Source organism: Streptococcus sp. STR1/CE/0325, assembly GCF_055386095.1.
In genome coordinates this window covers 485415-498670 of sequence record NZ_AP045018.1, presented here as the reverse complement: position 1 = coordinate 498670, position 13256 = coordinate 485415, and the positions used below count along the sequence as shown (strand labels likewise).

The 13256-nt window shown below is 45.6% G+C and carries 9 protein-coding genes; 1 reads left to right on the top strand and 8 read right to left on the bottom strand.

Features of this window, described 5'->3' with window-relative positions; genetic code table 11:
* Positions 1-102 precede the first annotated feature (102 nt).
* The 6 genes from ACZ49W_RS02585 to ACZ49W_RS02560 form a co-directional block, all read right to left on the bottom strand.
* Positions 103-1884 (bottom strand): ABC transporter ATP-binding protein, encoded by a 1782-nt coding sequence (locus ACZ49W_RS02585; protein ID WP_464813780.1) that lies wholly within the window; start codon positions 1882-1884, stop codon positions 103-105.
* Positions 1874-3643: an ABC transporter ATP-binding protein gene (locus ACZ49W_RS02580; RefSeq protein ID WP_464813779.1), complete on the bottom strand. Its 1770-nt coding sequence runs from the start codon at positions 3641-3643 to the stop codon at positions 1874-1876. The genes ACZ49W_RS02585 and ACZ49W_RS02580 overlap by 11 nt, the downstream gene beginning before the upstream one ends.
* Positions 3619-4083 (bottom strand): MarR family winged helix-turn-helix transcriptional regulator, encoded by a 465-nt coding sequence (locus ACZ49W_RS02575; protein ID WP_464813778.1) that lies wholly within the window; start codon positions 4081-4083, stop codon positions 3619-3621. Before ACZ49W_RS02575 ends, ACZ49W_RS02580 begins: the two co-directional genes overlap by 25 nt.
* A 178-nt stretch (positions 4084-4261) precedes the next feature.
* Entirely contained in the window at positions 4262-5614 is a 1353-nt protein-coding gene (gene gdhA / locus ACZ49W_RS02570; RefSeq protein ID WP_464813777.1) for an NADP-specific glutamate dehydrogenase, read from the bottom strand.
* 193 nt (positions 5615-5807) lie between these two features.
* Positions 5808-7580, bottom strand: a complete 1773-nt coding sequence (locus ACZ49W_RS02565; protein WP_464813776.1) for an ABC transporter ATP-binding protein — start codon at positions 7578-7580, stop codon at positions 5808-5810.
* Between the two features lie 10 nt (positions 7581-7590).
* Positions 7591-9330 (bottom strand): ABC transporter ATP-binding protein, encoded by a 1740-nt coding sequence (locus ACZ49W_RS02560; protein ID WP_464813775.1) that lies wholly within the window; start codon positions 9328-9330, stop codon positions 7591-7593.
* Positions 9331-9539: 209 nt separating this feature from the next.
* On the opposite strand from ACZ49W_RS02560, the gene ACZ49W_RS02555 reads away from it, so the two are divergent.
* Positions 9540-10460: a polysaccharide deacetylase family protein gene (locus ACZ49W_RS02555; RefSeq protein WP_464813774.1), complete on the top strand. Its 921-nt coding sequence runs from the start codon at positions 9540-9542 to the stop codon at positions 10458-10460.
* A gap of 54 nt (positions 10461-10514) precedes the next feature.
* Here the strand turns inward: ACZ49W_RS02555 and ACZ49W_RS02550 are convergent, their stop codons facing one another.
* Positions 10515-11771 carry a UDP-N-acetylglucosamine 1-carboxyvinyltransferase gene (locus tag ACZ49W_RS02550; protein WP_464813773.1) on the bottom strand — a complete coding sequence of 419 codons (1257 nt, stop codon included), beginning with the start codon at positions 11769-11771 and terminating at the stop codon, positions 10515-10517.
* A 151-nt stretch (positions 11772-11922) separates the two neighbouring features.
* Positions 11923-13110 (bottom strand): methionine adenosyltransferase, encoded by a 1188-nt coding sequence (gene metK / locus ACZ49W_RS02545; protein ID WP_464813772.1) that lies wholly within the window; start codon positions 13108-13110, stop codon positions 11923-11925.
* Positions 13111-13256 lie beyond the last annotated feature (146 nt).

The window sequence follows — 13256 nt, the reverse complement described above, 5'->3', positions numbered from 1 at the left end:
AAAACAGGAAAAGAAATTAGAAAATCAAAATCTTATTTTTCTGTCTATTCTTGCACCAAAAACAAAAAAGAAGTTGGGCGAAAAAGCCAACTTCTTTTCATCTTATTCTTCCTCTTCTCCCTCATCAAACTGAGAATTGTAGAGGTCTGCGTAGAAGCCATTTTGAGCGATCAGTTCATCATGATTTCCTTGCTCGATGATATTTCCTTCCTTCATCACAAGGATGAGGTCTGCGTTTTTAATGGTTGACAGACGGTGAGCGATGACAAAGCTGGTTCTGCCTTCCATGAGGCGGTCCATGGCTTTTTGGATCAGCTCTTCCGTTCTGGTATCAACAGATGAGGTCGCTTCATCTAAGATGAGAAGCGGCGCATTTTTAAGCAAGGCACGCGCAATGGTCAAGAGCTGCTTTTGCCCCACAGAGAGGGTCACTGAATCATCAAGGAGCGTGTCATAGCCTTTTGGTAGGGTGGTGATAAAGTGATGCACACCCACTGCTTTGGCGGCTTCGATGACTTGCTCATCGGTAATCTGTTCTTGGTTGTAAATAAGATTTTCCTTGATGGTGCCCTCAAAGAGCCAAGTGTCTTGTAGTACCATTGAAAAGGCATCATGAACCGCTTCTCTGGTCACATCATTGATATTGGTACCATCGATTTCAATCGCTCCTTTGTCAATCTCATAGAATTTCATAAGGAGATTAACAATAGTGGTTTTCCCAGCTCCGGTCGGACCAACAATGGCAATCTTTTGACCAGCCTTTGCCTTAGCTGAAAAGTCATGAATGATGGTCTTATCCTTGGTATAACCAAAGGACACATGGTCAAAGGTCACATCCCCCTTAACAGCGCCAAGACTTTGTTTCTTATCTTTTTCATTGGTCATCTCAGGCTCACCAAGGAACTCTGAAATGCGACCAAGGGCTGCATTGGCTGATTGCAACTGAGTGAGACCTTGGGCAATTTGAGCCAAGGGTTGAGAGAAGATGCGCACATAAGTCATAAAGGCAACGATGGTTCCGATGGTGATCTCGCCATCCACCACAAGGGCAGCACCCACCACACAGACCATGACGTAGGCAAAGTTTCCGATAAACTGCATGAGCGGCATCATAATCCCTGAGAAGAATTGGGACTTCCACATGCTGCTGTAAAGGGCTTGGTTGAGCTCTTCAAAGTCGGACTTCATCTGTCCAGCAGCGCTGTAACTGGTGATGACATTGTGACCTGAATAGGCTTCTTCGACAAAACCGTTGACATTAGCTAAGTTTTGTTGTTGGCGTTTAAAGAGGGGCTGAGATTTGCCCATGATGACACCTGTCGCCACATAACCAATGACCACCGAACCAAGAGCGGTCAGTGCCATCTTGACATCGGTCGTAAACATCATGACGATGGAACCAGCTAAGAGAATCACAGAAGAGAGCAACTGTCCCACACTTTGCCCCAAGGCTTGGTTCGCGGTATCCACATCATTGGTCACCCGTGAGAGAGTATCTCCGTGAGAATGACGGTCAAAGTAAGACAAGGGCAGACGGTTGATTTTTTCAGAAATAGCCGTTCTCAAACGGTTTGAGAAGGTTTGGATAACGGTTGAAACGATAAAGCCTTGACCATAGTTGACTGCCCAACCAATTCCGTAGAGAACAAAGAGGTTGCGGGCAATCTCTGCTACCTTATCCGTATCAATCCCGTTAAGGTTGCCTTTTGCAATCAAAGCAAGGCCTTTGGTGATCTCATCTGTGATGGCCTTGAGCTGATCGGGTCCAATCACGGTGATGATGCTGGCTATGGTCGCTCCAATAACCGCAAGGACAAAGGGAAACTTGAGCCCCTTGAGGTAAGGAGCCATCTGGCTAAATAAAGATGATTTTTTATTTTCCATGTTCTAACTCCTCTCTTGATAATTGGGAATAAGCAATTTCTTGATAAACACTGTTGCTTTCTAGCAAGTCTTGGTGAGTCCCTTGACCAACGACCTTTCCTTGGTCGAGGACAAGGATTTGATCCGCGTCCATGATGGTTGAGATACGCTGTGCGACAATCAACTTGGTCATCTCTTTAGTCTTTTTGTTTAATTCTGTGCGTAGAATCTTATCAGTCTTGTAGTCTAGGGCAGAGAAAGAATCATCAAAGATGAGGACTTCAGGCTTTCTTGCCAAGGCACGTGCGATAGCTAAGCGCTGACGTTGTCCTCCTGAGAAGTTGGTTCCACCTTGGGCGACTTCACTATCTAGACCATCTTCCTTGCTCTCAACAAAAGATTTGGCTTGAGCTAGATCAAGCGCCTGCCAGATGGCTTCGTCTGAAAGAGGACTTTCCTTGCTCTTTCCAAAATCAATATTGGAACGAATGGTACCACTAAAGAGAACTGCCTTTTGTGGAATGTAGCCAACCTTATCATTTAAAGCTTCATGTGAATAATCAAAAAGCGGTACCCCATCTAGGAGGATGCGACCAGCCGTCACATCATAAAAACGAGACAAAAGATTCACCAAGGTGGATTTCCCTGAACCAGTCGAACCGATAAAGGCAATGGTCTCTCCACGTTTTGCGGTGAAACTCACGTCCTGCACCACGGCTTCTGAGGTTGGACTGTAACGGAAAGAAACCTTGTCAAAGACGATTTGGTCCGCTGAATCAGCTGCCACGTCTTTGGTTTCCTTAGGAAAGGCGACAGAAGTTTCCAAATCTAAAACCTCGTTAATCCGACCAGCTGATACCATGGCACGCGGCATGATAAAGAAAACTGCTACCATGAGCATAAAGCTAAAGACAATCTGCATGGCATAAGATGAAAAGACAATCATATCACTAAAGAGAGACACCTTGTCCGTTAGGGCAGCCTTGTTGATGAGATCAGCCCCAATCCAGTAAATCCCAAGGGTCAGCCCACTTGCAATCAAACTAAGACTTGGGTTTAACAGTGCCATGGTGCGTCCAACAAAGAGGTTGACACCGGTGAGTTCATTGTTGGCTGCTGAGAATTTGTCATCCTCGTAGCCTTCTGCATTGTAAGCCCGAACCACCCGAAGTCCTGTTAAAATCTCACGGGTAATGCTGTTGAGCTTATCGGTCAAGCGTTGAAGGACACGGATTTTAGGATAAGCAAGGGTCAAAAGCAAGGTGAGTAGTAAAAGCATAGCGCCAACCGCCACACCTGTTGCCACCAACCAAGCCTGACTTTTATCTACGATTTTACTAAGCGCCCAAACCGCCATGATAGGACCACGCACCACCACTTGAAGTCCCATAGTGATAAAGGTCTGCAAGTTGGTCAAGTCATTAGTCGTACGCGTCAAAAGACTAGGGATTGAAAAACCCTTAATCTCGGTTTGAGAATAGTCCATCACTCGGTTGAAAATCTTTGCACGTAACCTTGTGCTAAAACTAGCTGCTAAGCGTGCTGCGAGAAAACCGATAAAGACCGTCACCACAAAACTGCTAAGAGATAGGGCGATCATCTTGCTTCCTGGATTCATGATGTCTGAAACCGTTGTCCCCTTTTGGGTCAAAAGGGTGGTAATCTCCGACATATAAGATGGTACTTCTAATTCTAACCAGACGGTTAGTCCGATTAAAAGAATGCTCAAGACGACCATGCCAACTTCTTTGGCGGTCATTTGTTTGAACAATTTGAACATAAGGACTCCTTTTCTTTTTGAATATTTATTTTGAGTTGATGGAACACTCTTCGTGTGGCTTCCAAATCTTCTTTTGAGATCTGCGTCCAAAGGCGATTTCTCGCATCTTCGTGAAAGCGACTAATTTTCTGCGCTTTTTCAAGACCGATAGCCGTTAGGACAATCTGCTTATAACGTTTATCCTTGCTAGACGGGATAACTTCGATAAAGCCGTTTTTTTCCATACGCTGAATCAAGTTACTGGCTACCGACTTTGAAATCCTCAGATTTGCCATGATATCCTTGATAAAGATCTCCTCACCTTGATGCTGATAGAGATAAGCCACCGTAAAGCCCTGCGGACCAGACAAATGCTCGATTTCATGCGCCTTAGCCAGACGGGTCATGATGGTGTCAAAGTCATGCAGGAGTTCCTTGATTTCAATCATGCGATCTTTCACATCGCTCCACCTCCCTTGTTTAAATAATTCTCGTGAGAACTATTATACTTCCCATGAGAACTATTGTCAAGATAAAAACCTTCTTTTTTGAAATTTTTCTTTTCTGAAAACCTATCCCATCTTTTTTCTACACCAAAAAAGAAACGGACACAATATCCGTTTCTTTTCATAAACACGATTAAATCAACCCTTGTTGGGACATGGCTTCTGCCACCTTGAGGAAGCCTGCAATGTTGGCACCTACCACCAAGTCACCAGAGTGTCCAAAGTCTTCTGCGGCTTGGCTGGCGGACTGGTGGATGCCCTTCATGATGGCGTAGAGCTTTTCATCCACCTCATCAAAACTCCAAGATAAGCGCATGCTATTTTGCGACATCTCAAGGGCTGAAACAGCCACACCACCTGCATTGGCAGCCTTGGCTGGACCAAAGAGGACGCCTGCTTTTTGGAAGGCCTTGGTGGCTTCTAGGGTCGAAGGCATGTTTGCCCCTTCAGCGATGGCGATAAGACCATTTTGGATGAGGGTTTTGGCATCCCTTTCTTCTAATTCATTTTGTGTCGCACATGGAAAGGCGAGATCGGCCTTGAGATCCCAAATTCGTCCTTCTTCTCTTGGATAAAAGACTGCATCTGGATGGTGGTCGAGGTAAGCCTTGATCCGTCCTCGTTCCACCTCTTTGATTTGCTTGATGGCCGCAAGATCTAAGCCATTTTCATGGTAGATGTAGCCAGAGGAGTCGGAGCAGGCCACGACTTTAGCGCCTTTTTCCTGTAATTTCTCAATCGCATAGATGGCGACATTGCCAGAACCTGAAACGATAGCTGTCTTATCCGCTAGGCTATCGCCTTTTGCCTCTAGCATTTGCTCCATAAAGTACACCACGCCGTAACCGGTCGCTTCCTTGCGGGTAAGAGAACCCCCATAAGCCAAGCCTTTGCCAGTTAAGACACCATTTTCATAGCCATTTAAACGCTTGTATTGCCCAAAGAGATAGCCAATCTCACGCCCACCGACACCGATGTCGCCAGCAGGCACGTCAAGGCTTGGACCAATGTGTTTTTGGAGTTCCGTCATGAAACTTTGGCAAAAACGCATGATTTCAGCATCTGATTTGCCCTTAGGGTCAAAATTTGAACCACCCTTGCCACCACCAATAGGCAGACCCGTGAGGGAATTTTTAAAAATCTGCTCAAAACCTAAAAACTTGATGATAGACTGGGTCACGGATGGGTGAAAACGCAAGCCCCCCTTATATGGACCAATCGCAGACGAATACTGCACCCGATACCCCCGATTGACCTGCACCTGCCCCTTATCATCGAGCCAAGGCACCCTAAAAGAGATGATGCGCTCTGGCTCTACCAAGCGCTCCAAGAGATTCTCAGCGATGTAGTTAGGATAAGCGTCAAAAACAGGGGCAAGAGAGTCAAAAACTTCCTCTACTGCCTGCAAAAATTCCACCTCATGAGGATTAGCCCTCTTGACCTTTTCAAAGACTTCTGCCACATAGGCTTGACCTGCTGTTACCATAAAAACCTCTTTCTAGCCAAAAAACGGCTATTTTTCTTCTATTATCCTTTATTTTGGGGAAATGTGCAAGAATTTGAAATCGGTTGCCCAAACTTCTGTTTGTTCTCTGTAACAGCCTGTCAAACAAAAAGGGCAATATGTCTTATATACCTCAAAAAGAAAAAAGTTGAACCAAAATGTCCAACTCCTTTTTCTAGGCTTCCTTTTGACTAAACTGGCTCATATAGAGGTCGTAGTAGAAGCCTTTATCTTCTAGAAGGATCTCATGAGTCCCCTGTTCGATGATTTGTCCTTCGTTGAGGACAAGGATTTTATCCGCTTCTTGGATAGTAGATAGGCGGTGGGCGATGACAAAGCTGGTTCTGCCTTTCATCAACTCTTTCATGGCCTTTTGGATCAAGAGTTCCATCCGCGTATCAACAGATGAGGTGGCTTCATCAAGGATGAGAATCTTAGGATCTACTAGCAAGGCCCTAGCAATGGTCAAAAGCTGCTTTTGCCCAAGAGAGATATTGCTAGACTCTTGGTTAATCTCCATCTGGTAGCCACCAGGTAGGGTCTTGATAAAGTGATCCACATTGGTCGCACGGCATGCCGCCTCAATCTCTTCTTTGGTGGCATCGAGTCGTCCGAAGCGAAGATTTTCCTCAATAGTGCCTTCATAGAGCCAAGCGTCCTGCAAGACCATGCCAAACTGGCTGCGGTAACTCTGCCGTGACAAGGTTCTGATGTCCATGCCATCCACCTGAATACTGCCCTTGGTCACATCATAAAAGCGCATCAAAAGGTTAATCAGCGTGGTTTTTCCAGCTCCCGTTGGCCCAACGATAGCCACCATTTCACCAGGCTTGACCTCAAGATTGAAGTCACGAATCAAGGTCTTGTCCTTGCTATAACCAAAGTCAACCTGCTTAAAGCTAACCTGTCCTGTCAAGGGCGCTTCCAAAATGGCTGCTGCATTATCTTCCTCATCAGACTCATCCAAAACCGCAAAGATCCGCTCAAGAGAGGATCTGGCACTCTGGATGGTGCTGGCTAATTGAGTTAGGGTCTGAATGGGTTGACCGACCTGCCAAATATACTGCACAAAGGCCTGCATATTTCCGATCGTCAGCTTACCTGCTAGGACCTGCAATCCTCCTAAAAGGGCAAGGATCAGATAAGTCACATCGCTAATCCCATTTAAAATCGGCCAAGCTAGCCCAGAGGTGAAACTAGCTTTAAAACCAACTTTTTGCAGGTGATCCGTGATGCGGTGAAACTCTTCTTGAGATTTTTCTTCGCGGCCATAAAGTTTTAACACGTTAAAACCTGTCAAATTTTCCTGCACAAAACCGTTCATTTCTCCCAAAACATCCGCCTGCTCTTTGAAATAAGGCTGTGATTTTTTAAGAATGGCATTGGCACTGAAGTAGGTCAAAGGCATACTAATCACAAGGATCAAAGCCAGCTGAACATTGAGGTAAAAGACCATGGAGATGACTAGGATCAAGGTCACGACAGCATTGACCACCTGCAAGAAACTCTGCTGAAGAGCATTAGAGACAGTTTCCACATCACTGGTGAAGCGCCCCAAGAGATTTCCAAACTGCTCCCTGTCAAAATAAGAAACTGGCAGGCGATTAATCTTTTGACTGAGGTCAGCCCTTAGATCTCGCATACTGTTTTGCACGGTATCTGTCATAAAAGCATTGGCCCCGTAAGAACCTAGCTCATTAAACAAACCACGAATGCCGTAAAGCAATAGTAAAAAGGCGATATAAGAGACGTTGATTCCAGCTCCTGTTACACCTTTTGCCATAGCCATAAGATTATTGGTCAGCTCGGTAATGATCAATCCCAAGACAAAAGGCTCTAACACATTCATCAGCGCACTAAAGATTTTAAGAAAAATAGCCAAAAACAAGGACCAGCGATAGGCTTTTAAGTAAGTCCATAAGCGTTTCAATAGCACTGTATTAGACATTTCTCCTCCTTTACTCTTCATCTGTCAAACTCGCTTGATTGAGTTGAGAATTGGCGATTTCGCGGTAAATGCTATTGGTTTTCATCAACTCATCGTGAGTGCCTCGTCCGACAATCTCGCCCTTATCAAGGACAATAATTTGATCAGCGTCCATGATGGTTCCTACCCGTTGGGCTACAATAAGTACCGTTGCATCCTGCGTGACTTCTTTTAGTCGTCTGCGTAATTCAGCATCCGTCTTGTAGTCAAGGGCAGAAAATGAATCGTCAAAGATATAAATATCTGGCTGTTTCACCACCGCCCGCGCAATAGAAAGCCGTTGTTTCTGACCTCCTGAGAGGTTGCTTCCGCCTTCTGCTAGATGGGTTTCATAGCCTTCTTCCTTGCTCTCGATAAAGGCCTTGGCCTGAGCGACATCGCTGGCCTGATCTAGCTCAGACAAGGTCGCATTTTCCTTACCGTACTTGAGATTTTCCCCGATACTTCCGGTAAAGAGCAGCGCTTTTTGCGGGATAAAACCAATCTTATTACGAAGAGCTTTAAGATTGTAATCTCTCACGTCCACTCCATCTACCAAGATGCGCCCCAAGGTCACGTCATAAAAACGTGGAATGAGGTTTAAGAGCGAGGACTTTCCAGAACCAGTTGAGCCGATAAAGGCGATGGTTTCCCCTGGTTTGGTCTTAAAGCTGATATTGTGTAAGACCGGATTCTGGGTTTCCCCTGGATAAGAGAAGGTAACATTATCAAACTCCAGATAGCCTCTGGTTTTTGTCGTGGTCACACCTCCTTCATTGGGGTCAATAGACATCGGCATCTCTAAGACTTCCCTAATACGTTTACTGGAAACTGCCATCTTTGGGTACATGGTAAACAGATTAGCAAACATCAAGAAAGAAAAGAGCGCGTGAAAGCTATACTCGATAAAGGCAACGAGATTTCCAATCATCAGACTGCCAGCAGCCAAAGGTTTTAAGGCAAACCAAACAATCGCCACAATCATGGCAATAACAATCTGCACAAACAAAGGCTCCGTCAAGCCGGTAAGTTTAAAGAGACGTGTGGATACCTCGCGATATGGACGATTGGCTTCTTCAAAACGCTGCTCTTCAAAATCTTCCCGAGCAAAGGCACGGATAACCCGAAGACCGGTGAGATTTTCCCTAGCGTATTGGTTAATCTTATCCAGTAAGGCTTGTTGCTTTTCAGATAAGGGAGCGGTCTTGGTTGCGACAAACCAGATTACCAACACCAAAAGTGGCATAAAAGCAGCCACAATCCAAGCCAGAGAAGGGCTGGTCACTAGGATCATCACCACACTAAAAATCATCATCAAAGGTGTTATAATCCCAAGACGAAGTGTCTGCTCAGCAAATTGCATCAGCACAAAAGCATCACTAGTAATCCGAGTGACCAAAGAGGATACTCCAATTTTTTCATATTCTTGGTGCGAATAGCCCTGCAAGACAGTGTACATGTCATTACGCATATCTCGGATCATACTGGTGGTTAATTTCCCTGACGCATAGGAAAGAAGCACCCGACCAATAATCCCTAGGACAATAATCACCAACATGACCAAGGCTAAAGTATGGAGCCTAGCCGTATCTCTTGGGGTAATGGCCTCATCAATCATCAGAGCAAGCACAGTTGGCAGCCCCAAATTGACCAAAACAAATAACAAAGCGCCAACCAAATCCAGCACCAGCCACTTGGGATAACGCTTCAAATAAAACCAAATCAGCTTCATCGTTCCTCCTTTAATGCTCATTAAGTAAAAGGGGCAGAAATAACCTTTCAACCCCACTTTCTCTTGTATTTGGTACAGTTTATCACAAGAAAAAAACAAAGTCAACCCCTATTCCTCTAGAAGTCTAGAAAAAGCGTTTTAGACGTGTTCGCTATCGCCCTTCTCTTTCTTTTTATGCTATAATGAAAGAAAAACATAAGGAGATTCTCATGCCCTACCAGTCCAGACACCAAAAAAAGAAGACATCCTCTTCTTTTTTAAAAGTCCTCAATATCATCTTAACCTTGGCCCTTTTAGTGGCACTTGGTTTTCTCGGCTATCGCCTAACCGATCGTTATCTTTTACACCCAACAAATCCAAGCACAACGAGCCAAAAAGCCCTAACAAGCAGCCAATCTTCTCCCAGCAAAGACCAAACCAAACAGGAAAAAGTCACTTGGACCAAACAGGATCAGCCCGTCAAGATTCCTATTCTCATGTATCACGCCGTCCACATTATGGCACCAGAAGAAGCTGCCAATGCCAACCTGATTGTGGCACCCGATGTCTTTGAAAGTCAGATTAAGGCCCTAGCAGATGCTGGCTACTATTTCCTCACCCCAGAAGAGGCCTATAAGGCACTAACAGAAAACAGCCTGCCCCAAGATAAAGTGGTTTGGCTGACCTTTGATGACAGCATGATTGACTTTTATAACAATGCCTTTCCTATCCTTCAAAAATACAAGGCAAAAGCCACCAACAACGTCATCACCTCTTTCACCGATGAAAAACGCCCTAGCAACCTCTCTTTGGAGCAAATGACAGAGATGAAAAAACACGGCATGTCTTTTGAAAGCCACACCGTCAACCATCCTGACCTCTCCACCACCGATGAAGCAGGGCAAAAGAGCGAGTTAGACCAGTCTAAAGCCTACCTCGATAAAAACCTTCACCAAGACACCATAGCCATCGCTTATCCGTCAGGACGCTACTCCGACACGACCCTCCAGTTGGCAAGCAGCGACTACAAATTAGGCGTCACCACCAATGAAGGCCTCGCTAGTCAAAGCGATGGACTACTCTCCCTTAATCGTGTTCGCATCTTACCAGATACCAGCGCAGAAGTCCTCCTCGCTGAAATCAATCCTTAAACACTAGAAAACAGCATCCGACAAACAGATGCTGTTTTCTTATGATTAGCTTTTCTAATCCACTAGGCTAATATCTGCCCCCAAGGCGCGTAGTTTTTCAATGATATTAGAATAACCACGCAGGATAAACTCAATATTGGTAATCTCTGTCACCCCTTCTGCCATGAGTCCTGCTGTCACCAAGGCTGCACCGGCTCTAAGGTCTGTCGCTTTAACTGGCGCACCAGTCAAACGATTGGGCGAGTGATAGACGATTTGATTGCCAAGAACAGAAATATCTGCCCCCATACGGGCCAACTCTGCCACATGATTAGTCCGTTTTTCATAGATGGTATCAAGGATAATCCCACGTCCTTGTGTTTTCAACAACAAAGGCGTGATGGGCTGCTGCAAATCTGTCGCAAAGCCAGGATAAGGCGAGGTCTTAATGGAAACTGCCTTAAGGTTATCTTGCTTTTCAACAAAAATGCTATCTTCCTCAACAGTCATGCGTACCCCCATCTCCTCAAGTTTTGCGATAAAACTCTCAAGATGTTCATACAGCACATTGGTTATGCGAATGCCCTCACCAACAGCTGCCGCCATAGCGATATAAGAGCCTGCCTCAATACGGTCTGGAATAACCTGATGACGGGTGCCGTGCAGACGCTCCACCCCCTCAATGGTGATGACATCCGTCCCAGCCCCTCTGATACTCGCTCCCATGTTATTCAAAAGCGTTGCCACATCAATGATTTCTGGCTCACGCGCTGCATTTTCAATCACGGTCTTGCCCTTGGCCTTAGCCGCAGCAATCATGGTATTGATTGTCGCACCAACACTGACCGTATCCATATAAATATGCGCACCGTGAAGAGGCTCGCCACTCGTCGCTAAACGCATGGACTCCCCTTCATAGGAAATCTGAGCCCCCATGGCTTCAAAAGCCTTGAGATGGAGGTCAATCGGACGCGGCCCCAAATCACAGCCTCCCGGAAGCCCCACCGTCGCCTCTGCAAAACGACCCAAAAGACTGCCGTAAAAATAGTAGGACGCACGTAAACTATTGATTTTACCGTAAGGTAGGGGTTGATTCTTCACCCCTCTTGGGTCAATCACTAAGGTCTCACCATCACGTGCGACCTTGCCTCCCATAATTTCAATGATCTCAATCAAACTATCTACATCGCTGATAGCAGGCACCCCATCTAAGGTCACCACCTCATCAGCTAAAATAATCGCAGGAATCAAGGCAACGACACTATTTTTAGCGCCAGAAACCGCCACCTCTCCTTTTAGAGGCTTCCCGCCATTGATGATAATTCTTCGCATACTCTTTCGTTCTCTCTCATACTATAATTCAACCCTACTATTATACCATAACTGTATTATTTTGACAAACCTTACCTTAATATCCTCCAAGGGGCACAATAAAGAAGGCAAAAAGAGTCTAGAACCTTCGTTCTAAACTCCTTGCAGTTCCTTAGTTGAAATAAGCCTTGAGCTTATCTAACTTATCCAATTTTTCCCACGGCAGGTCAATATCCACTCGTCCCATGTGGCCATAAGCAGCCGTTTGGCGGTAAATGGGACATTTCAAATCAAGCATCTCGATAATCCCTGCTGGACGCAGATCAAAGACCTCCCTGACAGCCGCTTCGATCTGGCTTTCAGCCACGCGACTAGTACCAAAGGTATCAACCCGTACCGAAACGGGCTTAGCCACTCCAATAGCATAGGCTAGCTGCACTTCAGCCTTTCTAGCTAGACCAGCTGCAACGATGTGTTTAGCGATATAACGCGCGGCATAAGAGGCCGAACGATCCACCTTGGTCGCATCCTTACCAGAAAAAGCGCCACCACCATGTCTAGCATAACCGCCATAAGTATCGACAATAATCTTGCGGCCCGTCAGACCCGAATCTCCTTGCGGCCCTCCAATGACAAAACGGCCAGTTGGATTGATAAAATACTTGGTCCTCTCATCCAGATACTGATCTGGGATGACCGCCTTGATGACAGAAGCAATCATATCCTCACGAATGGTTTCTTGACTAACTTCTGGGTCATGCTGGGTAGAGATGACCACCGTATCCACTCGAATCGGACGGTCCTGTTCATCATACTCCACTGTCACCTGACTCTTGGCATCTGGTCTGAGATAAGAGAGCTGCCCTGACTTTCGCAAATCCGCTAGACGCTTGACGAGGCGGTGAGATAGAGAAATCGGTAGCGGCATGAGTTCTTCAGTCTCATCAATAGCAAAGCCAAACATAAGACCTTGGTCTCCTGCTCCGATCTGATCTAACGGATCTTCCTTTCCATCACGCGCCTCTAAGGCTTGATTGACCCCTTGGGCAATATCTGGCGACTGCTCCACTAGAGAGGGATGCACCCCAACTGTTTCAGCCGAAAAACCATAATCGGTCTTGGTATAGCCAATCTCAGCGATGGTATCACGAACGATTCGGTTAATATCCACATAAGCCGTCGTAGAAATTTCACCAAAGACATGGACCGACCCTGTATAAACAGCTGTTTCAACCGCCACATGGGCATCTGGATCTTTTTCTAAAATGGCATCTAAAATAGCGTCTGAAATCTGATCCGCCAGCTTATCTGGATGTCCTTCTGATACAGACTCTGATGTGAACAACTTTCTTTCTGACATGTAACTGTCCCCCTTTTAAATAAAAAATAGCTTGTCGCTTGTTAAAAAGTTACAAAGAACTGATGGCAAACCATCACCTTTTCGGGACTTTATAACCTCTTTATTTTACCATAAAATTTTCTAAAGAACAGGTGACAAACCTTTCT